The following is a 23,600-nucleotide window of genomic DNA, read 5'->3' as shown; positions in this document are numbered from 1 at the left end:
CACTGCGCGACCGCCCTCGCCCCGTTCCCGCTCAGCGCTGGTCCGACGAACCCAGCGCGGCGCGGATGACCTCGGTGGCCTCCTGTGCGGAGCGCTTCGACGACCCCGTCGCAGGTGCGGCACTCGCCGGACGCGACGCGACCGAGAGCGGCCGACCCTGCAGGTGCGGCGAGAGGTTCATGCACACGAACGGCCAGGCACCCTGGTTCTCGGGTTCCTCCTGCGCCCAGACGACCTCGGCGTCCGGGTAGCGGCCGAGGACCTCGAGGATGCGCTCGAGGGGCAGCGGCGCGAGCTGCTCCAGCCGGACGAGGGCGACGTCGCCGCGGCCGGTCTTCTCGGCCTCGGCGCGGAGGTCGTGGTGGACCTTGCCGGAGTGCAGCACCACGCGGCGCACGGCACCGGCGTCGAGCTGGCGGTCGTCGTCGACGACCTCCTCGAAGGTGCCGTTCGTGAACGCCTCGACGGGGCTCGTCGCCTGGCGCAGGCGCAGCATCGCCTTCGGGGTGAACACGATGAGCGGCTTCTGCGGCCGTTCCCATGCCTGGCGACGCAGCAGGTGGAACCACGACGCCGGGGTCGACGGCCGGGCGATCACCATGTTGTCCTCGGCGAAGAGCTGCAGGTAACGCTCGATGCGCGCCGACGAGTGGTCCGGTCCCTGGCCCTCGTAGCCGTGGGGGAGCAGGAGCACGAGACCCGAGCGCTGCCCCCACTTCTGCTCGGCGGACGAGATGAACTCGTCGATGACGGTCTGGGCACCGTTGGCGAAGTCACCGAACTGCGCCTCCCAGAGCACGAGGGCCTCGGGACGCTCGACCGAGTAGCCGTACTCGAACGCCATCGCCGCGTACTCGCTCAGCAGCGAGTCGTAGATGGTGAAGCGGGCCTGGTCCTCGGTGAGGTTCGCGAGCGGGAGCCACTCCTGCCCGTTCACCCGGTCGTGGAAGACGGCCTGGCGCTGGACGAACGTGCCGCGTCGGGCGTCCTGGCCGGCGAGGCGGACCGGCTTGCCCTCGACGAGGACGGAGCCGATCGCGATGAGCTCGGCCATCGCCCAGTCGATGCCGCCGTTGCGCGTCATGTCGGTGCGCTTCGCGAGCAGCTGCTGGAGCTTCGGGTGGATGGAGAACCCCGCGGGCGGGTTGCTGTGCGCGTCGCCGACCGCCCGGACGAGGTCCTCGGGGACGGCGGTCTCGTGCACGTCGTTCTCGGAGTCGTCCCGCTGCGAGGTCGGGCGCTCGAGGCCGTTCACGGCGCCGTCGTCGTCGCCCGTGATGACCGGGATCGTGCCGGTCTGCGCCTCGTGCGTCTCGGCGAACGCGCGCTCCAGGCGGTCCTGGAAGTCGCGGTGCGCCTCGTCGTACTCCTCCTGCGTGATGTCGCCGCGGCCGACGAGCGCCTCGGTGTAGAGCGTGCGGACGGAGCGCTTCGCCTCGATGAGGTTGTACATGAGCGGCTGGGTCATCGAGGGGTCGTCGCCCTCGTTGTGTCCGCGTCGGCGGTAGCAGATGAGGTCGATGACGACGTCGCGGTGGAACTCCTCGCGGTAGGCGAAGGCGAGCTCCGCGACGCGGGACACGGCCTCGGGGTCGTCGCCGTTCACGTGGAAGATCGGCGCCTGGATCGTCTTGGCGACGTCCGTGGAGTACACCGAGCTGCGGGCGGACTCCGGCGGGGTCGTGAACCCGACCTGGTTGTTGATGACGAGGTGGACCGTGCCGCCCGTGCGGTAGCCGCGGAGCTGCGACATCTGCAGGGTCTCGACCACGACGCCCTGACCGGCCATCGCCGCGTCGCCGTGGACGAGCACCGGCAGCACGTTCGTCGACCCGGGGCCCTGCTTGTCCTGCTTCGCGCGGACGATGCCCTCGAGCACGCCGTCGACCGCTTCGAGGTGCGACGGGTTCGCCGCGATCGTCACCGGGATCGCCGTGCCGTCGCTCGCACGGAACACGCCCTCGGTGCCGACGTGGTACTTCACGTCACCGGAGCCCTGACCGGACACGGAGCCCGGCAACGAGGAGCCCTCGAACTCGCGGAAGATCTGCCCGTACGTCTTGCCGGCGATGTTCGTGAGGACGTTGAGGCGGCCGCGGTGGGCCATGCCGATCGCGACCTCCTCGAGTCCGGCGCCGGCGGCCTGCTGGATGAGGGTGTCGAGGAACGCGATCGTCGACTCGCCGCCCTCGAGTGAGAAGCGCTTCTGCCCGACGTACTTCGTCTGCAGGAACGTCTCGAACGCCTCGGCCTCGTTGAGCTTGCCGAGGACGCGGAGCTGTTCGTCCTTCGACGGCTTCGCGTAGGGGACCTCGATGTGCGACTGCACCCAGCGGCGCTGCTCCGGGTCCTGGATGTGCATGTACTCGACACCGGTCGTGCGGCAGTACGCATCGCGCAGGATGCCGAGGACGTCGCGGAGCGGAGCGTTCGTCGTGCCGGCCAACCCGCCCGTGACGAACTCGCGGTCGAGGTCCCAGAAGGTCAGCCCGTGGCTCTCGATCTCGAGGTCCGGGTGGGTGCGCTGTCGGTACTCGAGCGGGTCGATGTCCGCCATCAGGTGCCCGCGGACGCGGAAGCTGTTGATGAGCTCCTGCACGCGCGCGGTCTTGTTGACGCGGTGCGCGAGGTCGACGTTGATGTCGTTCGCCCACTGGATCGGCTTGTAGGGGATGCGCAGCGCGGCGAAGATCCCCTCGTAGAAGCCGTGGCCCCCGATGAGGCGCTCGTGCACCTTCTTGAGGTACTCGCCCGAGCCGGCGCCCTGGATGACGCGGTGGTCGTAGGTGCTCGTGAGCGTGATCGTCTTGCCGATGCCGAGCTCGACGAGGGTCTTCTCCGCCGAGCCCTGGAACTGCGCCGGGTACTCGAGGGCGCCGGCGCCGATGATGCAGCCCTGACCCTTGGTGAGGCGCGGGACCGAGTGCACGGTGCCGATGCCGCCCGGGTTCGTCAGCGAGATCGTCGTGCCCTGGAAGTCCGCCGGCGTGAGCTTGTTGTCGCGGGCGCGCTTGACGAGGTCCTCGTAGGCGGAGAGGAACTGCCCGAACGTCAGGCTCTCGGCACGCTTGATGCTCGGCACGAGGAGGGAACGGGTGCCGTCCTTCTTCGGGACGTCGATCGCGATGCCGAGTCCGACGTGGGCGGGCTCGACCACGAACGGCTTGCCGTCGCGCTCCTCGTAGAAGACGTTCTGGCTCGGGAACTCCTTGAGGGCCTGCACCATCGCCCACCCGATGAGGTGCGTGAACGAGATCTTCCCGCCGCGGGCCCGTCGGAGGTGGTTGTTGATGACGATCCGGTTGTCGATCATGAGCTTCGCCGGGATCGTCCGGACGCTCGTCGCGGTCGGGACCGTCAGGGAGGCGTCCATGTTCGACGCCAGGGTCTTCGCCATGCCCCGGAGCGGGGTGGCCACGTCCTCGTGGGTCTCCTCGTGCTCGTCCGTGGCGTCGTTCGCCTCGGCGGGGATCGGCTGCGGCGTCGGCTGACGCGAGGTCGTCTTCGCCTGGATCGGGCCGGACTTCGCCTCGGCCGGGGCGTCACCGGTCGCCGGCTGTTGCGTGCTCGACTGCGCGGCGGGCGTGGTCCCCGAGGGAGCAGGTGCAGACGGCGCGGGCGATGCCTGGCCGGTCTGGGAGCGGTGGAACTTCTCGAGGACCGGCCACCAGGACTCGTCGACCGAGGTCTTGTCCGCGACGAACTGCTCGTAGAGCTCGTCGACGAGCCACTCGTTGGCCCCGAATTCGCCCGCGGTCTCGTCAGTTCCGGTCAGATGGCTCGACACAGCCGATCGCCCACTCTCCGTCGATAGATGCTCGTGTGTGTCGTACGCAGCAACCCTGCTGCCGTACTGCGTGGAAGCCTAGCCGTTCCCGGATGACCGTTCGGTGACCGCCGGACGCGATTCGTGCCTCTCGGCGGACGCCTGGCGTGTCGTGCCGGACGAGCGCGTCACCGCGCGCACCGTGGGCGCCGACGGGGCGGTCCGCACCCCCTGTGCCGCCGTACAGTGGGCCCATGAGGTTCTACGAGACGCGGCCGACGCACGACCTGACCTACTCTGACGTCTTCCTCGTCCCCAGCCGGTCGGGGGTGACGAGCCGCTTCGACGTGGACCTCGCGGCGAACGACGGCTCCGGGGCGACGATCCCGATCATCAGCGCGAACATGAACTCGGTGACCGGGCCGCGGCTCGCCGCCACCCTCGCCCGCCGCGGCGGCCTCGGCGTCCTGCCGCAGGACATGCACCTGCAGGACCTCGACGCCGCGATCCGCTGGGTGAAGGACCAGCCGGTGGCGTTCGACACCGCGGTCGACCTCGGCGCCGACACCACGGTCGCCGAGGCGCTCGAGCAGCTCCTCCCGGTCGCCGGGCGCGGCGTCGTGGTGCGCGACGGCAGCGGTGCGTACCTCGGCTGCGTTCCCGCGACACGGCTCGGCACGGCGGGTCAGGACGCGACCCTCGGCGACCTCCTGCACGGCGCCTCCACCGGCATCGACGCCGAGGACGCCGGCACCCCTCGACACGTCTACGACGTCCTCACCGCGGCGGAGGTCGACTTCGCCCCGGTCACGAGCCACGGCCGTGTCGTCGGGACCACGAGCCCCACGAGCGCCATCCGCTCGGACATCTACACGCCCGCGGTCGACGCCGACGGTCGCCTCCGCGTCGCCGCGGCGCTGGGCATCAACGGAGACGTGGCCGCGAAGGCGAAGGCCCTCGCCGCGGCCGGCGTCGACGTGCTCGTCCTCGACACCGCGCACGGCCACCAGGAGGGCATGCTCCGCGCCCTCGACACGGTCGCGTCGCTGGGGCTCGGCATCCCGCTCGTCGCGGGCAACGTCGTCACCGCCGACGCGGTCGCGCACCTCGTCGGCGCCGGCGCCTCGATCATCAAGGTCGGCGTCGGACCCGGCGCGATGTGCACCACCCGCATGATGACCGCGGTCGGCCGTCCGCAGTTCTCCGCGGTGCTCGAGACCGCGGCGGCCGCGAAGTCCCTCGGCGCCCACGTCTGGGCCGACGGCGGCGTGCGTTACCCCCGCGACGTCGCGCTCGCGCTGGCCGCCGGGGCGTCGGCCGTGATGATCGGCTCGTGGTTCGCCGGGACGCTGGAGGCACCGGGTGTGCTCCGCCGCGACGCCGCGGGCAAGGCGTACAAGGAGAGCTGGGGCATGGCGTCGGCGAAGGCCGTCCGGGAACGCTTCGAGCGACTCGACCCGTACGAGCGGGCGCGGAAGGCGCTCTTCGCGGAGGGCATCTCGTCGTCGACGATCTACCTCGACCCGGAGCGGCCGAGCGTCGAGGACCTGCTCGACATGATCACGACGGGCATCCGCAGCTCGGCGACGTACGCGGGGGCGACGTCGCTCGCCGAGTTCCACGAGCGGGCCCTCGTCGGCATCCAGTCGGCCGCCGGCTACGAGGAGGGCAAGCCGCTGCCGGTCAGCTGGTAGCGCGCCGTCGGCGCGGGGCCGAGACTCGGTCTGAGCGACACGCCTCGGGGTCCGGAGCGCGAGAAGCGTCGCTGACCCCGAGTCTCGGGGCAGGGAGCACGAGACTCGGGGCACACGGCGGCCGGGAGGCGCGTGGCGGCCGCGCGCCGTGCCTCCAGTCCGACGGTCGGCTGCGTCAGCGGTCCGCTGGCTGCATCGCTGCCCGAGCCTCGCGCCGGGCGACCGTTGTCGTGGCCGGAGCCGCGAGGACGGTCGCTCACGCCGAGTCTCGGCTCGCGACCACGAGCGGACGGAGGCACGGTGCCAGCTGGCACCCCTCCCTCGCAAGCTCGGTCGGCGCGCCCCGCGCAACGCTTCGCGTCGCCGCTGAGCGGGGCGCGCCCGTCCGTCGTTGCGCGCGTCAGCGGCGTCGGGTCGCGTCCTCGACCTCGCCGACGAGCTCCTCGAGGATGTCCTCGAGGAAGAGCACGCCGAGCGTGCGGCCCTCGGCGTCGAACGCCCGTGCCACGTGACGGCCGGCGCCACGCATGGTCGCGAGGGCGTCCTCGAGGTCGGTCTCGGTGTAGAGCGAGATGAGCTGCCGGATGCGCTTCGGCGGCACCGGGTCGTCGTACTCGTCCGGGCGCAGGTCGATGACGTCCTTCACGTGCACGTAGCCCGTGGGGGAGCCGTCCTCGCCGACGAGCACGTACCGGGAGAACCCGCGCTGCGCCACGGCCCGCTCGACGTCGCCCGGGGTGGCGTCCTCGGGCAGGGTGACGAGCTCGGCCATCGGCACCGCGACGTCCTTGACCTGCTTCTCCGTGAACTCGAACGCCATGCGGAGCGTGCCGCCGTTGTCGACGAGGGTGCCCTCGCGGCGGGACTGCTCGACGATCGTCTGCACCTCCTCCACGGTGAAGGCGCTGACGGCCTCGTCCTTCGGCTCGACCTTGAACAGCCGGAGCACGCCGTTCGCGGCCTCGTTGAGCCCGACGATGACCCAGTGCAGGCCGTGGCCGATGTACCAGAGCGTCGGGACGAGCATGAGCGCGGCGCGGTCGGGCATCGAGAAGGAGATGTTCTTCGGCACCATCTCGCCGAACACGACGTGCAGGAACGACACGAGGAGCAGCGTGAAGACGAAGGCGACCGTGCCGATGACCTCGACGCTCCAGCCGGTGAGGTGCAGCGGCCCCTCGAGCAGGTGGTGGATCGCCGGCTCGGACACGTTGAGGATGAGCAGCGAGCAGACCGTGATGCCGAGCTGGGTGGTGGCGAGCATGCGCGTGGCGTGCTCCATCGCCCAGAGGGTCATCTGCGCGGCCTTCGACCCCGCCTCGGCCCGCGGCTCGATCTGGGAGCGGCGGGCGGAGATCACGGCGAACTCGGCGGCGACGAAGTAGGCGTTGCCGAGCAGCAGCACGACGAGCCAGAAGATGCCCCACCAGTCGGAGGTGGACGAGGCGGACTCGCCGGCGGCGAGGACGGTGACGGTGGTCATCGGGAGCCGCCCTTCGTGGTCGTGGTGTCGACGGTCGGCGTGGACTTCGTCGCGGGGATGATGATCGCGGTCGCGGGGGACTGCGCGGCGGGGGACCCGGTCGGCTCGGGCGCCGTGGGGGTGTAGCGGATCCGGTCGACCCGGCGGCCGTCGAGCCGCTCGACGCGGAACACGCCGCCGTCGATCGGGACCTCGTCGCCCACGACGGGCAGACGTCCGAGCGTGGACATGACGAACCCGCCGACGGTCTCGTACGGGCCGTCCTCCGGCACCCGGACCCCGGCGCGGTCCTCGAGCTCGTCGGGGCGGAGCAGCCCCGGGAACGTCAGCCAGCCGCGGGAGCGGACCACGTCGATGCGGGCGCGGTCGTGCTCGTCGGACACCTCGCCGACGATCTCCTCGACGAGGTCCTCGAGCGTGACGACCCCGGCGGTGCCGCCGTACTCATCGACGACGATGACCATCTGGTAGCCGCGGCTGCGGACCTCGGCGAGCAGGGCGTCACCGGGCATGGTCTCGGGGACCCGCTCGGCGTCGGTCATGAGCGCCCCGACGGGGACCTCCGGGCGCTTCTCGCGCGGGACGGCGACGGCCTGCTTGACGTGCACGATGCCGACGACGTCGTCCGCGTCCTCCTCGATGACGGGGAACCGGCTGAACCCGGTCTTCCGGGCGAGGGCGAGGACCGCCTCGGCGGACTCGGACACCCGGATGGTGGACAGGCGCGGCCGCGGGGTCATCACCTCGCCTGCGTCGAGCTCGGAGAACGAGATGGTCCGCTCGAGGAGCGTCGCGGTGTCCTGCTCGAGGGAGCCCTCGGACGCGGAGCGACGCAGCAGCGAGGTGAGCTCCTCGGCGCTGCGGGCACCGGAGAGCTCCTCCTGTGGCTCGATGCCCATCGCCCGCAGGACGGCGTTCGCGGTGCCGTTGAGGACGGCGACGGCCGGCTTGAACACCGTCGTGAAGGCGATCTGCAGCGGGACGACGATCTTCGCCGTCTGCAGCGGCAGCGCGAGCGCGAAGTTCTTCGGTACGAGTTCACCGAGGATCATCGAGAGCAGCGTCGCGATGACGAGCGCGACGATCGAACCGACGGTCTCGACCACGGCCTCGGGCAGCTGCATCGCGAGGAAGGGCGCCTCGAGCAGCGTCGCGATCGACGGCTCGAGCAGGTAGCCCGTGAGCAGCGTCGTCAGGGTGATGCCGAGCTGCGCGCTGGAGAGGTGCGTCGAGGTGACCTTGAGCGCACCGATGACCGGCGCGAGGCCGGACTCGCCGCGGTCGCGACGGGCCTCGACCTCGGCGCGGTCGAGGTTCACGAGCGCGAACTCGGACGCGACGAAGACACCCGTGCCGAGCGTCAGCAGGATGCCACCGATCAGCATGACGACGTCGATCGGACTCATTCTTCACCCCCCGGACCGTGCGGGGAGGAGCTGCTCACCGTGTGAGCGGCGGATGAGTGGGAGGGCGAAGAGGCATTCGGAGGATCGTCCACAGTGCTCATCATCGTACCGGGTGGCCGTCGGGAAGCCGAGAGGACGTACAGGGACGGCCTAGGTGGTCACCCGGGCCCGGTGGTACTGCTGCGGCTCGTAGTCCACGTGCACGCCGAGCTCCACCGCCGCACGCAGGGCGAACGACGGGTCGCGGAGGAACTCCCGTCCGACCATGACGACGTCGGCCTGCCCGGTCGCGACGATCTGCTCGGCCTGGAACGCGTCCGAGATCATCCCGACCGCGATCGTCCCGATGCCGGCCTCGCGCTTGACCGCCGCGGCGAACGGCACCTGGTAGCCCGGACCGACCGGGATGGGCGCGCTCGACACGTTGCCGCCCGTCGAGACGTCGGCGAGGTCGGCGCCGTGCTCGGCTGCCCACCGCGCGACCTGCACGGTCTCCTCGAGCGTCAGGCCGCCGTCGACCCAGTCGGTCGCCGAGAACCGGACGACGACCGGGAAGCCGTCGCCGGCCTCGGCGCGGACGGCGTCGAGCACCTCGAGGAGTGCGCGGGCGCGGTTCTCGAGCGACCCGCCGTACTGGTCCTCGCGGTGGTTCGACAGCGGGGAGAGGAACTGGTGCAGCAGGTACCCGTGCGCGGCGTGCAGCTCGACGAGGTCGAAGCCGGCGTCGATCGCTCGACGAGCGGCCGCGGCGAAGGACAGCGCGACGACCCGGACGTCCTCGGCGGCGAGCTCGCGGGGCTCGGCGTAGCCGTCGAAGGACTCGGCCGACGGGGCGACGGTCTGCCACCCGCCCTGCTCGAACGGCACCGAGCCGTGCTCGGACTCCCACGGGCGGAACGTCGAGGCCTTGCGGCCGGCGTGGGCGAGCTGGATGCCGGCGGCCGCGCCCTGCGAGTGGACGAAGTCGACGATGGGACGGAAGGCGTCGCGCTGCTCGTCGTTCCACAACCCGAGGTCCTGCGGGCTGATCCGGCCCTCGGGGACGACGCCGGTCGCCTCGACCACGACCGCGCCCGCGCCGCCCTTCGCGAACGACCCGAGGTGCACGAGGTGCCACGGGGTCGGGACGCCGTCCTGGGCCTCGACCGAGTACTGGCACATCGGGGAGACCCAGATGCGGTTGCGGACGGTGAGGTCGCGGATGGTGATCGGCTCGAACAGGACGTGCGTCACGCGGGGGCTCCTTCGGCGGTCGTCGCCGCCAGGTCCTGCAGGAAGGACCGCAGGCCGGCGGGGGACGTGTAATGGTGGCCGACCGCTCCGATCGCTTCCGCACCGGCGGCGTTCTCGGCCCTGTTGTCGACGAACACCATCTGCTCGGGCGTGATTCCCAGACGGTCGCACGTGTCGCGGTAGATGGACGGCTCGGGCTTGAGCACGTGGTCCTCGGCGCTGACGACGACGGTCTCGAACAGCGACCCCATCGGCGAACGGCGGTACGGGTCACCGAAGTCGAAGCCGGCGTTCGACAGCAGGGCCAGCCGGGTGCCGGCGTCGTGCAGCTCCTCGACGATCGCGAGGGTCTCCGGCTCGACCTCGAACCAGCCGGTGAAGTCGATCGCCCAGAACCGGTGCACGTCCGTGACGCTCCAGGTCCGACCGACCCGGTCACCGATGGCCCGCCAGTACGCCAGCACCGAGAGGTCGCCCCGGTCGAGGTCGTGCCGGAGCTCCTGGTAGACGGGGAACAGCTCGGCAGCGGGCACGCCCGTCGCGGCGACGAGGGCGTCCCGTGACGCGTGCGGCGTCCGGCTGATCACCTCCCCGTAGTCGAAGACCACCACACGACCGGGGAGGAACAGACTCATGCGCCCCACCGTACTGTCGGGACGATGAGCGATCCCGTGCCCTTCCGACCGTCCGACGCCGCCGCGTGGATCACCGTGCCGCACGGGGAGTCCACGAAGTACCGCCGCGGGGTGCTCGGTGTCGCGACCGGCTCCGACCGGTACCCGGGCGCGGCCGTCCTCGGGGTCGACGCGGCCGTGCACACCGGCGTCGGCATGGTCCGCTACGTCGGGCCGGACCGTGCGACCGAGCACGTGTTGACCCGCCGCCCGGAGGTCGTGTCCGGCATCGGCCGGGTGCAGGCGTGGCTCGTCGGCTCGGGCATCTCCGCGCCGTCGCTCGACGACCTCGACCCGGCCACCGCCGACGCCTTCCGCCACGCCTCCGACGACGGCGTCCCGGTGGTCGTCGACGCGGGAGCGATCCCGCTCGTCGACCTCGGACCGCTCGCGGTGCTCACGCCGCACGCCGGCGAGGCCGCGTCGCTCCTCGGCGAGTCCCGCGACGACGTCGAGGCGGACCCCGCAGCCGCCGCACTGCGCGCCGCCCGGCAGACCGGGAGCGTCGTGCTCCTCAAGGGCGAGCGGACCCAGGTGGTGACACCGGACGGCACCGTCGCGCTCGTCGCGTCCTCCGCCACGCCGTGGCTCGCCACCGCGGGGGCCGGGGACGCACTCGGCGGGGTGCTCGGCGCGCTCGTCGCGGCACGGCAGGGCCTCGCCGAGGCTTCCGGCCGCACCCTCACGCCTTCCGCCCTGGCGCACCTCGCGGCGACGGCGGCCGTCGTGCACGGCCTCGCGGCGCGCCGCGCCTCGCGCGGCGGTCCGTTCCCGATCACCGGGCTGGTCGAGCGGGTGGGCGGCGTCGTCCGCGACCTCGCGGTCGACGGCGACGCCGGCTGACGTCGCGCCCGCTGCCGTCGGACGACGGCGTCGCTGGCGTCCGACGACGGACGTGCCGACCCGCAGCGGTGGAGGCGACCACCTGACGGCCGGGAGGCGCGGGTCGGGCCCGCACCGCGCCTCCCGGCCGTCGAGCGGTCACCTCCGGCACCCCTGTCGGGGTTCCCGCACGCTGGCTCGGTACGCTCGTCCGGTGCAGCGCAGAACCTGGGTCGAGCCCGTCCTGTTCGGCGCGGCGTTCGTCGCCGTCCACGCCGTGCTGTGGTGGCTGACGACGACCTCCGGCAACCTGCCGCTCGGTGACGTGACGATCACCTACCGTCGCTGGATCGAGACCGGCCAGCAGTCGCACTTCTGGGTCGGCGTCGACGAGGCGTGGGTGTACCCGATCCTCGCGATCGTCCCGATGGCCGCGGCCGCGCTCGGGGGTGTCGCGTCGATCGGCACCGGGTGGCTCGTCCTCATGGTTCTGCTCGACGCCGTCGTCTGCGTGGTGCTCTGGCGCTTCCGGGCCCGCGTCGGCACCGCCCGGATCCGCGTGGTCTGGTGGTGGCTCGCCTTCCTGCTCGCGCTCGGGCCCATCGCGCTCGGGCGCATCGACACCGTGGCGACCGTCCTCGCGCTCGCCGGCGTCGCGTTCGTGGTGACGCGGCCGGCCGTCGCGTCGGTGCTCTTCACCCTCGCGGCGTGGACGAAAGTGTGGCCCGCCGCACTCGTCGGCGTCCTCGTGCTCCTGCGTCGTGGGCACCGGCGTGGCGTGGTCGTGGGTGCCCTCGTGACGACGGCGCTCATCGTGCTCGTCGACGTGCTCTACGGGGGTGCGGCGTACCTCTTCTCCTTCGTCGGGCAGCAGAGCGGCCGCGCGCTCCAGATCGAGTCGCCCCTCGCGACGCCGTTCATGTGGGCGGCGGCGCTCCGTGTGCCCGGGGCCGCCGTGTACTACGACCGCGAGATCCTGACGTTCGAGGTGTCCGGCGCGGGGACCCACGCCGCCGCGGCGGTGTCGACGCCGCTCATGGCGCTCGTCGTGCTCGCCGGGGTGGTCCTCGCGCTGCTTGCCGTGCGGCGCGGCGCACCCCGGGCCCAGGCGGCGCCGCTCCTCGCGCTCGTGCTCGTCGCCGCACTCGTCGCGACGAACAAGGTCGGGTCGCCGCAGTACATCGGCTGGTTCGCGGTGCCCGTGGTCTGGGGGCTCGTCGCCGGGCGGGCGAGTGCTCGGCGGTTCCTGCCGATCGCGCTGCTCGCCCTGCCGACGGCGTTCCTCACTCAGGTGATCTACCCCGGGTACTACGACCAGTTGCTCACCGTGCAGCCCTGGATCCTCGTGGTGCTGACGCTCCGGAACGTGCTCGAGGTCGTCGTGCTCGTGTGGGGGATCGTCGGGCTGGTGCGGTTGGGGAGGCTCGGTCCGCGCTCTGGTGCTCCGTCGTCGGGTGCTTGGTCGTCGGGCGGTTCGTCGCCGCGCACGGCGCACTCGGTCCGTCCGCGGGGCAGGATGGACGCATGATCGTCGCGTTCTCCGTCGCACCGTCCGGTGGTCCCGCCGCAACCGAGGACGGCTCGGTGCACGACGCCGTGGCCGCCGCCGTGCGGGTCGTCCGCGAGAGCGGGCTGCCGAACCGCACCTCGTCGATGTTCACCGAGCTCGAGGGGGAGTGGGACGAGGTCATGGACGTCGTGAAGCGCGCCACCGAGGCCGTCGCACCGTTCGGGACGCGGGTCTCGCTCGTGCTCAAGGCCGACATCCGCCCAGGGCACACGGGCGAGCTGGACGGCAAGGTCGAACGGCTCGAGGCAGCCCTCGACCGCTGACGGGGCGACCGCCCTGGGCACACGCCCGGTGCGGCCGCGACACGCCGCGCGCCTCCCACGGATGTCGGTGGTCGGGTGTCTCCTGTCGGTGTCGGACGCAGCGGGCGTCCGCACGACGACGAGGAGCTGCTCATGATGCACGACGGCTGGTGCCCCGACTGCGACCTGCGTTCGGTCGTCATCGACTCGGACGCCGACGGTCAGCACGCCTGGGCGACCTGCAGCGAGTGCGGCGCGGGCTGGGTCCACCGTGACGAGCTCCCGGAGGCCACCGCTGCACCGGCTCGGACCGTGCCGGAGCGTCGAGCGGCCTGACCTCGTCGGCCGGGCGTCCGTTCCGGCCGACCGCGTCGTGATCGGTCGAATCGATTCGGCACGTCGTCTTCCGTCGGCTGGTTGGAGCGTTCTACACTGCTGGGAGCAGGTCGGCACGACCGACCTGTGACCCGTTCGCCGCTGAACCGGGACGCCCGATCCGGGTGGTGCCCGCCGTTCGCGACGGGGCCGCCGAGGGGTGCGCCGCGCGACCAGCGCGTGCCCCGCCGTCCCGGTCGGCCCACCGCACCGCCCGTGGGCCGCTCGACGGCGTGCCGGGCCGACCCGCTCCTCCCGTCCGAGAGACAGGCACCATGACCCACCTCACGCCTGCGCGCCGCGCCGCCGCGCTGATCGCCCTCGCCCTCGGCGGGTTCGCGATCGGATCGACCGAGTTCGTCGCGATGGGGCTGCTCCCGAACATCGCCGAGGCCCTGCTGCCGTCGCAGTACGCGGCGAACCCCGACGCGGGCATCGCCCACGCCGGGTGGCTCGTCAGCGCCTACGCGCTCGGGGTGGTCGTCGGTGCCCCCACCATCGCCGCGATGTCCGCGAAGTTCCCGCGCAAGGGCCTCATCCTCGTGCTGCTCGTCGGGTTCGTCCTCGCCACGGTCGCGAGCGCCGTGCTGCCGTCGTTCGGGCTGGTGCTCGTCGCACGGTTCGTCGCCGGCCTGCCCCACGGCGCCTACTTCGGCATCGCCTCGATCGTCGCCGGCGACATGATGGGACCGGGCAAGCGCGGCAAGGGCATCGCGATGGTCCTCCTCGGGCTCTCGGTCGCGAACGTCGTCGGCGTGCCCGCGATCACCTGGGTCGGACAGGTCGCCGGCTGGCGCATCGCGTACGGCGTCGTCGCCGCGCTCTTCGCGCTGACGTTCCTCGCCGTCGCCGCGTTCGTGCCGCGCTCCGCGAAGGACGAGCACGCGACGATCGGCCGCGAACTGCGGGCTTTCCGTGAGCCGCAGCTCTGGATCGTCATGGGCCTCGGCGCGATCGGCTTCGGAGGCTTCTTCGCGGTGTACTCGTACATCTCGCCGATCGTCCAGAACGTCACCGGGCTGAGCGAGTCAGCGGTGCCGCTCGTCCTCGTGGTGGTCGGCCTCGGGATGGTCGTCGGCGGGGTCGTCGGCGGGCACCTGGCCGACCACAGCGTCAAGCGCACGATCTACGTCGGGCTCCTGGCGCTCGTCGGCGCGCTCCTCGTCACGGTCCTGACGGCGCAGTGGACGGTCGGCATGTTCGTCGGCGCGTTCCTCATCGGCGCGACCTCGTCGGCGATCCCGCCCGCCGTCCAGTCGCGGCTCATGGACGTCGCGGGCGATGCCCGGACGATCGCGGCGGCGCTGAACCACTCGGCGTTCAACATCGGCAACTCGCTCGGTGCGGCCCTCGGCGGGGCGGTCATCGCGGCGGGGTTCGGGTTCCTCGCACCGGGCTGGCTCGGGATCGTGCTCGCGCTCCTCGGCGTCGGGGTCACGGCGGTCAGCTACGGGGTCGAGCGGCGGTCGACGGCACATGCGGCGCTGCGCTCGTCGCACCCGTCCACCGGCCCGATCACTGCGCCCGTCCCGACCGTCTGACCCGGAGGCGCGCGGTGCGGATCGCGTCGGCGCGCGGCGCGGCGCGCGTCGGCACGCGGCGCGAATCGCGTCGGCACAACCGGAGTCACCCCGAACCACGCATCGGCGCGGTTCGGGGTGACTGTGGTTGTGCGGTGCGGTGCGTCGCGGAGCGGCGGACAGGTGGCGGACAGGCGGCGGACAGGCGGCGGTGCCGTCGGCGCTACAGGCCGACCGGGCTGCCGTCCTGCACGATGATGCCGTCGGTGATCGCCCGCTTCCGGAGCGCCACCTTCGTGCCGACGTCGAACCCGGCCACGCGGTACTTCTCGCGGATGCGCTTGAGGTAGCTCTTCGCGGTCTCCTCGGAGATGCCGAGCTGGTACGCCACGCTCTTCACCGGCTCGCCGCCGCCGTACAGCGCCATGACGCGACGCTCCTGGGCGCTGAGCTTCGGCACGCCGCCGACGTCGCCGGAGTTGATCGCGAGGTCGAGCTCGGCGGAGACGTACTGCTCGCCGCGCTGGGCGGAGCGGATCGCCTCGACGATCATGTCCGCGTCCTCGCTCTTCACGAGGTAGCCGAGCGCACCGGAGGCGAGGGCCTCGCGGACGACGTTCGGCTCGGAGTACGTGCTCATCACCACGGTCTTGACGCCGGCGGTCTTCAGCGTGGAGATCTTGAGCGAGACCGGGATCGAGTCCTTGAGGTCGAGGTCGAGCAGCACCACGTCGACCGGGAACGCGGGGCTGGTGAGCAGCTCCGGCCAGGTCGTGACGGCGGCCACGAGGGTGATGTCGTCGGCGGCGCTGCGGATCCACTCCGTCAGTGCGCCGAGGAGCATCTTGTGGTCGTCGACGAGGGCGAGACGGATCGGTTCCTCTGGAGTCGCCATGCTGGCGTCCTTTCTCGGGGGCTGTGCCGATCCTAGGTGGACCGGACGCACGGTACGGGCAGGCTGGTCAGGGTGTCCGGTTGTTCGGGTCCAGCCGGCTCGGTCCGCGCGACTACATCGTCGGGTGTCGGTTGACGACGCAGTGCGCCACGATGCGCAGCGTGCCGTCCTGGACGGTCTCGGTGAACGGGCCGATGCGGTGCAGGGCACTCCACGTCGCCGGGCCGAGTCGTCGACGCGTGACGCTCCGCGACTCGATGACGATCGGGACGTCCATCGTCTCGTCGGTGACGGGGTGGCCGTCCGACCCGACGGGGCCGAGCGTCACGGCCACGACGGGCTGGCCCGGCTGTGCGGTCCGTCCGTCGCCCGCCATCTGCCACAGGGCCTGCAGGAGTCCGTCGCGCTGGGTGGGGGAGAGGTGTCCGGCGAGCGAGCCCGGGTCGGCGACGCTCACCGCACGGCCCAGGTGGTCGGATTCGGTGATGGCGTGGTACAGCCACGTCTCGCGACGGCCCTCGATGAGGTGCAGTCGGAGTTCGGTGGCGAGCGACGCCGCGACCGAGGCCGAGGCGTCGGAGAGCGGCAGCGGGTCGGACCCGTTCGCGACGGCGTCGAGGAGCTTCTCGGCCGCGAGGTCGAGCCGGGCGAGCTCGTCCGACGCGAGCATGCCCACGGCGAACTGCGGCGCCTGGACGTTGCTCTGCACGAGGACGCGGTCGAGCTCCTTCTGCACGAGCTGCCGGAAGCGGTGCACGACGTACAGACCGAACGAGGGCGGGACGACGACGAGGGCGACGAGCGACACCATCCCCGGCAGCGTGTCGGTCGTCACGGGGGTCGAGACGAGGCACATCACGATGAACGCCACGCCGAGGACGACGATCGCCGCGGCGACCTCGCGGGCGGGTCGCAACGAAGCCATCGGCAGCAGCGCGAACCCGGCCGCGATCGACGCGGTGGCGAAGTGCGCGATGTCGTGCTCGGGCCAGATCCCGATGAAGTCGAGCGTGACGACGCACGCGAGGACCACGCCGATCAGAGCGAACGCGACCCCGGTCAGTCGCTCGCCGTACGTGAGCAGGCTGAGGCCGACCCCGAGCGCCGCGACGATGTAGAGCCCCCACGCGGCGGCCGGCAGCCACGGGTCGGTGTACTCGGGCCAACGGGCGAGGAAGAGCACGATGCCGGCGACCGCCTCGATCGCGGTGAGGACGGCTGCGCCCGCGCCGAGGTACCCGGCCCCGAGCGACGCGCCCGGCTTCGCCGCCTGGCGCAGGGAACGGGCACCGGTGGAGGTCGACGGCAGGCCGCGTGCCTGCCGACGTTCGCTGCCCCGGTACCGCTCCCGTGCCTCGCGGCGGGTCCGCGGAGCGGACTGCACGGTCTCACCGGGCAGTCCGCGACTGATGGTGTCCTCGGGGACGCGGCTCACAGCGCTGGCCCCGTCCGCCGGAGCGCAGGACCTGCGGGACGGTGCTGGCTCATCGTGGGGCCTCCAGGACGACGGTCGTGCCGGAGCCCGGCGCGGAGAACAGCTTCGCGTCGCCGCCGACCTCGCGGAGGCGGTTCACGACGCTCTCCTTGAAGCCGAGCCGTTCGGCGCTGACGTGGGTGAGGTCGAAGCCGACACCGGAGTCCGTGACCATCGCGCGGACCATCTCGTTGTCGTGCACGATCGTCACGTGCGCCTCGCCGACGCCGGCGTGCCGACGGACGTTCTCGAGGCACTCGCCGAGCGCCAGGAGGAAGGCGTCGAGGACGGTGGACGGCAGCAGCACCTGGCCGGTGCCGTGCCAGCTGACCTCGAGCCCCATGCGGCCGAAGCGCTGCTTGACCGACTCGAGGGTCTGGCCGAGGGGTGACTCTTCTTCGCGGGTGAGCGAGTAGTCGCCGGACTGCTGCGGCTGCGGCGTCGCACCGAGCCGGAGGTGACGGAGCAGCCGTGCGTCCTCGGCGGCCTGTTCGCGCATCGCCTGCTCCGAGACCCCGACGCCGGAGTGTGCGAGGAGCGTCAGGGTCGCGAGCACGGTGTCGTGCAGGAGCCGCGCACCCTGCCGACGCTGGGCCTCGGTCTCGCTCGCCTGGCGCTCTGCACGGTGGGCGGTGCCGATGCTGTAGATGCGGCGGGCGACGCGCGGGATGCTCCGGGAGATCCAGATGGTCACGACCGCGATGAGCACCCAGCCGAGGAGCGCTCCGCTCGTCGCCACGGACAGGACCGACCCCGTCGCCCAGGCCATGCCCACTGCGGTGGCGGCGCCGGCCGCGAGGGTCAGTCCGAGCCCGACGGGGTGTCCGCGCTGGGCCATGAGCGGTGCGGACACGCCGCCGGCAGCGAGCGGCATGACCGCGCTCGCGATCACCGGGCGCGTGGCGTCGTCCGCTCCGAGCAGCAGGATCGCGAGGGCGCCGAGACCGCCGGCGAGGATGACGGCGGTCCACCACACCGAACCGCTCGACCCGAACACCACGAACCCGGCGATCATCGCCGCGATGCACGCGAGGGCTCCGAGGAGCAGTCCGACCGGCACTGCGAACGAGGACAGCACAGCGATGACGCTGATCACGGTGCAGACGATGCCGACGACACGGACGGTCGACCGGAGCAGTCGGTCGCGTTCCTGTGCGATCAGTTCCATCGATGTCCTGTGCGGTGGTCGTGGTGCGAAGTCGAGACTCGGTCAGCCGAGCACCACGCCATCATTCCACGCACGGCACCCGTTGGGGGGTCTTCGGCGCGCGGGGCCGTACCGGATGGGAACCGAATTGTGATCGCGGGTGCGATGCAATCCGCCCGTCGCGGCCCGCGTCCGCGCCCCAGCCGTCCGCGTCCGCGTCCGGGCAGGCGTCGTCCGCGGTCCTGCGGCCCGCCGCCGCCCACGCGTCCCGCGCCCGCCACGCGGCCCGCGCCCGCCACGCCACGCCCGTCAGTCCAAAAGCCGCCGGAGGTGCGCCCCGACCGCCTCCTGCTCGATGAGGAACCCGTCGTGCCCGAACTCGCTCGTCACCACCGTGGCGCGGTCGCCGTCGAGGGTGTCCGGGATGCCCGCGGCGATCCGGTGCTGGTCCTCGACGGGGAACAAGCGGTCGCTCGACACCCCGATGACGAGCGTGCGCGCGGTCACCCGTCCGAGCGCGGCGGCCACGCCTCCGCGGCCGGCCCCGACGTCGTGCGAGTCCATCGCGTGCGTCAGCGTCACGTACGAGCCCGCGTCGAACCGACGGGTGAACTTGTTGCCGTGGAAGTCGAGGTAGCTCTCCACCGAGAACCGGCCGTCGTCACCGAGCGGCGACACGTCGCTCTGCCACGACCGGTCGAAGCGGCCGTTGAGCTCGTCGGGCGCCCGGTAGGTCATGAGCGCCATGCGGCGGGCGAGTGCGAGCCCCCGGTGCGGTCCCTCGCCCGGGGCAGCGTCGTGGTAGTCGCCGTCCGCGAACCCGGGGTCCATCTGGATGGCGGCACGCTGCAGCGAGTTCGCGGCGATCTGGTCGGCGGTGGTCTGCGCCGTGGAGGCGAGGACGGCGAGCCGCGCGACGCGGTCGGGGTGGGTGATCGCGAACTCGAGGGCGTGCATGCCGCCCATCGACCCACCGACGACGCCGGCGAACCGTTCGATCCCGAGTCGGTCGGCGAGCTGGACCTGCACGGCGACCTGGTCGCGCACCGTGACGAACGGGAAGCGTGCGCCCCACTCGACCCCGTCCGGTGCGACCGACGAGGGGCCGGTCGTCCCCTGGCAGCTGCCGAGCATGTTCGGGACGACGACGAACCAGCGGTCGGTGTCGATCGCGCGGCCCGGTCCGACGACGTCGCCCCACCAGCCGGCGGTGCGGTGCCCCGGGCCGGCCTCGCCCGTGACGTGCGAGTCGCCCGTGAGGGCGTGGAACACCAGCACGGCGTTGTCGCGCTCCGGGGACAGCGTGCCCCAGGTCTCGTAGGCGACCCGGACGTTCGGCAGGCGCCCGCCGCGGACCCGCTGCTCGCCGAGGCTCGCGAAGTGTCGGGTGCCGGGGTGGTCGCCGGGCCGCCAGGCGCCCGTGACCGGCGGCTTGCCGAGGGTGCCGAGTTCGGTCCCGGGCACGAGGGAGGACGGCACGGAGTCCTCGGGGGTCGTCTGCCAGTCCATCGTCCGACCAGTCTGCAGGGAGGCACGGGTCGCCGCCGCCGTGTTACGTCACGCCGGGCGTGTGGCCGGCCCGGCGGCTCGTGGTCACGTTCTCGCGTGCGCCACGTGGTCGTGTCGCGCGCGCCGCGTGGACGCGTCGTGCGTGCGACGAAGCACGCGTCGATCGACAGGTGTTCCGTCGCGGTCACGACGTCGCGTCCGATGCGGGTGCGACGAGCGACGTCCCACGTGTCGATCGACACGTGGGACGTCGGGACGCGGGCGTTTCGTGCAAGAGAGGGGAGCCGGCGCGCGCCCGCGTCAGGCGCGGAGACGCTCCGACTCGGCACGGGCCGCGGCGAGCCCGGCCTCGAGGTCGGCCCGCAGGTCCTCGACGTTCTCGATCCCGACCGACAGCCGGACGAGCCCCGGCGTGACCCCGGTCGTCAGCTGCTGCTCAGGGGTGAGCTGCGAGTGCGTGGTCGACGCCGGGTGGATCACGAGCGAGCGCACGTCCCCGATGTTCGCGAGGTGCGAGAACAGCCGCAGGTTGTCCACGAACGCCTTGCCCGCGTCCACGCCGCCCTTGAGCTCGAACGACAGCACCGCACCGACGCCCTTCGGTGCGTACTTGTTCGCAGCGGCGTACCAGGGGGACGTGGGCAGCCCGGCGTACGACACCGAGGCGACGTCGGGGTGGCGGTCGAGCCACTCCGCGATCTCCTGTGCGTTCGACACGTGCCGCTCGATGCGGAGCGACAGCGTCTCGATGCCCTGCAGCAGCGCGAACGCCGTGTCGGGGGAGTTCGACGCCCCGAGGTCACGGAGCAGCTGCACCCGTGCCTTGATGATGTAGGCGAGCGGATCGCCGACCGCCTGCGAGAACACCGCACCGTGGTACGACGGGTCGGGCGTGCTGAACTCCGGGAACTTCTCCGCGTGGTCCGACCAGACGAACCGGCCGCCGTCGACGATCACGCCGCCGATGACGGTGCCGTGTCCGCCGAGGAACTTCGTCGCCGAGTGCACGACGATGTCGGCCCCGTGCTCGAACGGACGGATGAGGTACGGCGTCGCGATCGTGTTGTCGACGATCAGCGGGACACCGGCCTCGTGCGCGATGTCCGACACGGTGGCGATGTCGAGGACGTTGATCTTCGGGTTGCCGACCGTCTCCGCGAAGAACAGCTTCGTGTTCGGTCGGACGGCGCGACGCCACTCCTCGGGGTCGTCCTGGTCCTCCACGAAGGTGGTCTCGATGCCGAGCTTCGCGAGCGTGTACTTGAACAGGTTGTACGTGCCGCCGTAGATCGACGACGAGGACACGATGTGGTCGCCCGCACCCGCGATGTTGAGCACCGCGTACGTCTCCGCGGCCTGCCCGGAGGACACCAGCAGCGCCCCGGTGCCGCCCTCGAGCGCGGCGATGCGCTGCTCGACGACGTCGTTCGTCGGGTTCATGATCCGGGAGTAGATGTTGCCAGGCTGCGCGAGCGCGAACAGGTCGCGGGCGTGGTCCGAGTTCTCGAAGACGTACGAGGTCGTCTTGTAGATCGGCGTGGCACGCGCACCGGTCGTCGGGTCCGGCTGGGCGCCGGCGTGGACCTGGGTCGTCTCGAACCGCCAGGCGGCGGCGTCGTTCGTGCTCATCGGTGCTCCTGTCGGGTGCGGTTCTCGGGACGGGCGGCGCACCGGCCGGGAGGCCCGGGGCAGCGCTGCGTCGCTCGTCACGGTACGCAGGTGGTCGGGTCCGCACCAGCGTGCCCGCCACGCGACGTAACGGACGTCGCGGGGGCGACCCGTGCCTCCCGGCCGGCGCAGCACACCGACCGCAGCGCGCCTACCGCACCTCGTCCTTCCGGAACAGCCAACCGACCCTCGGCTCGAGGAGCCAGCGCATCGCGCTGCGCACGAACGGCTGCGCCAGGAAGAGGCTCACCGCGCAGGCGACCACGACCATGAGGAGCACGTACGGCCAGGCCGAGTGCTCGCCCGCGAGGACACCGGACTCACGGATCGGGTAGAGGACGAACGTGTGCAGCAGGTAGACGTACATCGTCGCCGCACCGAACCGGGTGATCCAGACCGTCCGTCGGGGCACCAGCAGGAGGAACGACGCCGTGAGCACCGCGGCGAGCAGCATCAGGCCGAAGCGGACCGCTCCCGCCCACCACGCGTCCTCGCCGAGCCCCGAGTACGAGTCGTCGTAGAAGAACCAGTGGTGGAGGTCGAACTCCTTGAACTGCGGGATCCAGATCGCGCACGACACCGCCCACGCCGCGAACACCGCGGCCGCGATCACCCGCACGCGCACCACGGTCCGTCGGGGTGCGTCGTACCAGCGGTCGAAGAGCCCCCACTGCTTGACCTGCCAGCCGACGAGGAAGAACGGCAGCAGGCTGATCGCGCGGCTCAGGGAGAGCGTCGAGTCGACGTTGTCGAAGTAGCCCACGCCGATGCTGAACACCACGGCCCAGAACAGCGGCCACCGCAGCTGCGCGAGGTACGGCAGGATCAGCCGGAAGATCCCGAGGGCGAGCAGGAACCAGAGCGTCCAGGTCGGCTGCGTCGGGTTGAACTGCTTGCCGCCCTCGACGATCGCCTGCACGACGGTCCAGATCGTCTGCATGATGATGTACGGCACCACGATGTCCGTGATCGTCCGCTTCATCCGGTCCGCGGTCGGGGTCGCGGCCGACGAGAAGTAGCCGCTGATCACACCGAACGCCGGCATGTGGAAGGCGTAGATGAACGTGTAGAGGGCGAGCGCGTGCTCACTGTCGCTCGTCTGGCGCTGGATCGCGTGCCCGATGACGACGAGCGTGACCGCGAGGAACCGCGCGGTGTCCCACATCGGGATGCGCTGCTTCGCCCGCCCCGGCTCGGGCCCGGCGGGGGCCACCGGAGCCGCTTCTCTCGTCATGGCCCGCCACGCTACCGGCTGGCGCGGCGTCGTGGTCGGTACGCTCGTGACCCACACCCGTGTCCACACCCAGGCGTTCGGAGGAACACCCATGGCACCTCGTCGCGCAGTCGTCACCGGAGCCAGCTCGGGCATCGGCGCCGCGACCGTCCGACTCCTGCGCTCCCGAGGCTGGGACGTGCTCGCCGTCGCCCGACGCGAGGCCAAGCTGCAGGCGCTCGCCGAGGAGACCGGTGCGACGTACCTCGTGGTGGACGTCACCGACCCGTCGGACGTCCAGGCGCTCGCCAGCCGGGTGTCCGAGGCCGGCGGTGTCGACGTCCTCGTCAACAACGCCGGTGGTGCCCTCGGGTCGGCGTCGGTCGAGGAGTCCGACGTCGAGGACTGGCGCGCCATGTTCGAGGTGAACGTGATCGGTACGAAGCAGGTCACGGCCGCGCTGCTCCCGGCGCTGCGCGGGACCGCCCGGAGCAACGGACACGCCGACATCGTCACGGTGACCTCGACGGCCGGGCACGTGGCGTACGAGAACGGCGGCGGGTACAACGCCGCGAAGTTCGCCGAGCACGCCCTCGTCGGGGCCCTCCGGCTGGAGCTGAACGGCGAGCCGATCCGGGTCGTGGAGATCGCTCCGGGCCTGGTGAAGACGGACGAGTTCGCGCTCACCCGGTTCCGCGGCGACGAGGCGAAGGCGGCCGCCGTGTACGACGACGTGCCGGAGCCGCTCGTGGCCGAGGACGTCGCGGAGGCGATCGTGCACGCGGTCGAGCTGCCGGCGCACGTGAACCTCGACCTCGTGACCGTCCGGCCGGTGGCGCAGTCGGCGCAGCACAAGCTGGCGCGGGGGCGGTTGACGCCGCGCGACTGACCCGACGACCTGCGCGGCCC

18 protein-coding genes are annotated in these 23,600 nt (G+C 71.9%); 7 read left to right on the top strand and 11 right to left on the bottom strand.

Going from position 1 to position 23,600, the window contains the following annotated elements; all coding sequences use genetic code 11:
• Positions 1 to 31: 31 nt before the first annotated feature.
• Positions 32 to 3,787: a multifunctional oxoglutarate decarboxylase/oxoglutarate dehydrogenase thiamine pyrophosphate-binding subunit/dihydrolipoyllysine-residue succinyltransferase subunit gene (locus tag ACIPYW_RS14255; RefSeq protein ID WP_400414607.1), complete on the bottom strand. Its 3,756-nt coding sequence runs from the start codon at positions 3,785 to 3,787 to the stop codon at positions 32 to 34.
• Positions 3,788 to 4,020: 233 nt separating this feature from the next.
• Between ACIPYW_RS14255 and ACIPYW_RS14250 the strand changes: the two genes are divergently transcribed.
• Positions 4,021 to 5,460, top strand: coding sequence for a GuaB1 family IMP dehydrogenase-related protein (locus ACIPYW_RS14250; RefSeq protein WP_290131508.1), 1,440 nt, complete (start codon positions 4,021 to 4,023; stop codon positions 5,458 to 5,460).
• Between the two features lie 400 nt (positions 5,461 to 5,860).
• Here ACIPYW_RS14250 and ACIPYW_RS14245 read toward each other — a convergent pair whose 3' ends face one another.
• From ACIPYW_RS14245 to ACIPYW_RS14230, 4 genes are all read right to left on the bottom strand, one after another.
• Positions 5,861 to 6,943 (bottom strand): hemolysin family protein, encoded by a 1,083-nt coding sequence (locus tag ACIPYW_RS14245; protein WP_400414606.1) that lies wholly within the window; start codon positions 6,941 to 6,943, stop codon positions 5,861 to 5,863.
• Positions 6,940 to 8,349, bottom strand: a complete 1,410-nt coding sequence (locus ACIPYW_RS14240) for a hemolysin family protein (protein WP_400414604.1) — start codon at positions 8,347 to 8,349, stop codon at positions 6,940 to 6,942. The genes ACIPYW_RS14245 and ACIPYW_RS14240 overlap by 4 nt, the downstream gene beginning before the upstream one ends.
• 150 nt (positions 8,350 to 8,499) lie before the next feature.
• The gene (locus tag ACIPYW_RS14235; protein ID WP_400414602.1) at positions 8,500 to 9,582 is read right to left on the bottom strand and encodes an NADH:flavin oxidoreductase/NADH oxidase; all 1,083 of its coding nucleotides are present in this window, start codon (positions 9,580 to 9,582) and stop codon (positions 8,500 to 8,502) included.
• Positions 9,579 to 10,217, bottom strand: a complete 639-nt coding sequence (locus ACIPYW_RS14230; protein WP_400414600.1) for an HAD family hydrolase — start codon at positions 10,215 to 10,217, stop codon at positions 9,579 to 9,581. The genes ACIPYW_RS14235 and ACIPYW_RS14230 overlap by 4 nt, the downstream gene beginning before the upstream one ends.
• Before the next feature lie 24 nt (positions 10,218 to 10,241).
• Here ACIPYW_RS14230 and ACIPYW_RS14225 point away from each other — a divergent pair, with 24 nt between their 5' ends.
• From ACIPYW_RS14225 to ACIPYW_RS14205, 5 genes are all read left to right on the top strand, one after another.
• Positions 10,242 to 11,099, top strand: a complete 858-nt coding sequence (locus tag ACIPYW_RS14225) for an NAD(P)H-hydrate dehydratase (RefSeq protein WP_400414599.1) — start codon at positions 10,242 to 10,244, stop codon at positions 11,097 to 11,099.
• 193 nt (positions 11,100 to 11,292) lie between these two features.
• Positions 11,293 to 12,606, top strand: a complete 1,314-nt coding sequence (locus tag ACIPYW_RS14220; protein WP_400414598.1) for a glycosyltransferase 87 family protein — start codon at positions 11,293 to 11,295, stop codon at positions 12,604 to 12,606.
• Positions 12,603 to 12,911, top strand: a complete 309-nt coding sequence (locus ACIPYW_RS14215) for an MTH1187 family thiamine-binding protein (RefSeq protein WP_400414596.1) — start codon at positions 12,603 to 12,605, stop codon at positions 12,909 to 12,911. The genes ACIPYW_RS14220 and ACIPYW_RS14215 overlap by 4 nt, the downstream gene beginning before the upstream one ends.
• A gap of 132 nt (positions 12,912 to 13,043) precedes the next feature.
• Complete coding sequence (locus tag ACIPYW_RS14210; protein ID WP_290131516.1) at positions 13,044 to 13,226, top strand: hypothetical protein; 183 nt, start codon at positions 13,044 to 13,046, stop codon at positions 13,224 to 13,226.
• A 314-nt stretch (positions 13,227 to 13,540) separates the two neighbouring features.
• Entirely contained in the window at positions 13,541 to 14,806 is a 1,266-nt protein-coding gene (locus tag ACIPYW_RS14205; RefSeq protein WP_400414594.1) for an MFS transporter, read from the top strand.
• Positions 14,807 to 15,008: 202 nt separating this feature from the next.
• Here the strand turns inward: ACIPYW_RS14205 and ACIPYW_RS14200 are convergent, their stop codons facing one another.
• The 6 genes from ACIPYW_RS14200 to ACIPYW_RS14175 all read right to left on the bottom strand — a co-directional run bounded on the left by ACIPYW_RS14200 (position 15,009) and on the right by ACIPYW_RS14175 (position 22,712).
• Positions 15,009 to 15,680, bottom strand: coding sequence for a response regulator (locus ACIPYW_RS14200; protein ID WP_400414591.1), 672 nt, complete (start codon positions 15,678 to 15,680; stop codon positions 15,009 to 15,011).
• 112 nt (positions 15,681 to 15,792) lie between these two features.
• A complete protein-coding gene (locus ACIPYW_RS14195; protein ID WP_400414589.1) occupies positions 15,793 to 17,115 on the bottom strand; it encodes a hypothetical protein in 1,323 nt (440 codons plus the stop codon).
• Between the two features lie 49 nt (positions 17,116 to 17,164).
• Complete coding sequence (locus tag ACIPYW_RS14190; protein WP_400414586.1) at positions 17,165 to 18,322, bottom strand: sensor histidine kinase; 1,158 nt, start codon at positions 18,320 to 18,322, stop codon at positions 17,165 to 17,167.
• Positions 18,323 to 18,610: 288 nt separating this feature from the next.
• On the bottom strand, positions 18,611 to 19,810 hold the full coding sequence (locus tag ACIPYW_RS14185) for a homoserine O-acetyltransferase (protein ID WP_400414585.1): 1,200 nt from the start codon (positions 19,808 to 19,810) through the stop codon (positions 18,611 to 18,613).
• Positions 19,811 to 20,110: 300 nt separating this feature from the next.
• Complete coding sequence (locus ACIPYW_RS14180) at positions 20,111 to 21,439, bottom strand: bifunctional o-acetylhomoserine/o-acetylserine sulfhydrylase (RefSeq protein ID WP_290131522.1); 1,329 nt, start codon at positions 21,437 to 21,439, stop codon at positions 20,111 to 20,113.
• A gap of 190 nt (positions 21,440 to 21,629) precedes the next feature.
• Complete coding sequence (locus tag ACIPYW_RS14175) at positions 21,630 to 22,712, bottom strand: acyltransferase family protein (protein WP_400414583.1); 1,083 nt, start codon at positions 22,710 to 22,712, stop codon at positions 21,630 to 21,632.
• Between the two features lie 91 nt (positions 22,713 to 22,803).
• Here ACIPYW_RS14175 and ACIPYW_RS14170 point away from each other — a divergent pair, with 91 nt between their 5' ends.
• Positions 22,804 to 23,580: an SDR family oxidoreductase gene (locus ACIPYW_RS14170; RefSeq protein WP_400414581.1), complete on the top strand. Its 777-nt coding sequence runs from the start codon at positions 22,804 to 22,806 to the stop codon at positions 23,578 to 23,580.
• Positions 23,581 to 23,600 lie beyond the last annotated feature (20 nt).

The sequence above is a fragment of the Curtobacterium sp. NPDC089689 genome (assembly GCF_044749145.1).
GTDB lineage: Bacteria > Actinomycetota > Actinomycetes > Actinomycetales > Microbacteriaceae > Curtobacterium.
Note: the sequence above shows the minus strand (reverse complement) of the source record. Positions and strands in the feature narration are given on the sequence as shown.

Coding starts and splice junctions, on each gene's coding strand:
- ACIPYW_RS14250 (WP_290131508.1), top strand. CDS start 4,021: ATGAGGTTCTACGAGACGCGGCCGACGCACGACCTGACCTACTCTGAC.
- ACIPYW_RS14245 (WP_400414606.1), bottom strand. CDS start 6,943: ATGACCACCGTCACCGTCCTCGCCGCCGGCGAGTCCGCCTCGTCCACC.
- ACIPYW_RS14240 (WP_400414604.1), bottom strand. CDS start 8,349: ATGAGTCCGATCGACGTCGTCATGCTGATCGGTGGCATCCTGCTGACG.
- ACIPYW_RS14230 (WP_400414600.1), bottom strand. CDS start 10,217: ATGAGTCTGTTCCTCCCCGGTCGTGTGGTGGTCTTCGACTACGGGGAG.
- ACIPYW_RS14225 (WP_400414599.1), top strand. CDS start 10,242: ATGAGCGATCCCGTGCCCTTCCGACCGTCCGACGCCGCCGCGTGGATC.
- ACIPYW_RS14215 (WP_400414596.1), top strand. CDS start 12,603: ATGATCGTCGCGTTCTCCGTCGCACCGTCCGGTGGTCCCGCCGCAACC.
- ACIPYW_RS14210 (WP_290131516.1), top strand. CDS start 13,044: ATGATGCACGACGGCTGGTGCCCCGACTGCGACCTGCGTTCGGTCGTC.
- ACIPYW_RS14205 (WP_400414594.1), top strand. CDS start 13,541: ATGACCCACCTCACGCCTGCGCGCCGCGCCGCCGCGCTGATCGCCCTC.
- ACIPYW_RS14200 (WP_400414591.1), bottom strand. CDS start 15,680: ATGGCGACTCCAGAGGAACCGATCCGTCTCGCCCTCGTCGACGACCAC.
- ACIPYW_RS14190 (WP_400414586.1), bottom strand. CDS start 18,322: ATGGAACTGATCGCACAGGAACGCGACCGACTGCTCCGGTCGACCGTC.
- ACIPYW_RS14185 (WP_400414585.1), bottom strand. CDS start 19,810: ATGGACTGGCAGACGACCCCCGAGGACTCCGTGCCGTCCTCCCTCGTG.
- ACIPYW_RS14180 (WP_290131522.1), bottom strand. CDS start 21,439: ATGAGCACGAACGACGCCGCCGCCTGGCGGTTCGAGACGACCCAGGTC.
- ACIPYW_RS14175 (WP_400414583.1), bottom strand. CDS start 22,712: ATGACGAGAGAAGCGGCTCCGGTGGCCCCCGCCGGGCCCGAGCCGGGG.
- ACIPYW_RS14170 (WP_400414581.1), top strand. CDS start 22,804: ATGGCACCTCGTCGCGCAGTCGTCACCGGAGCCAGCTCGGGCATCGGC.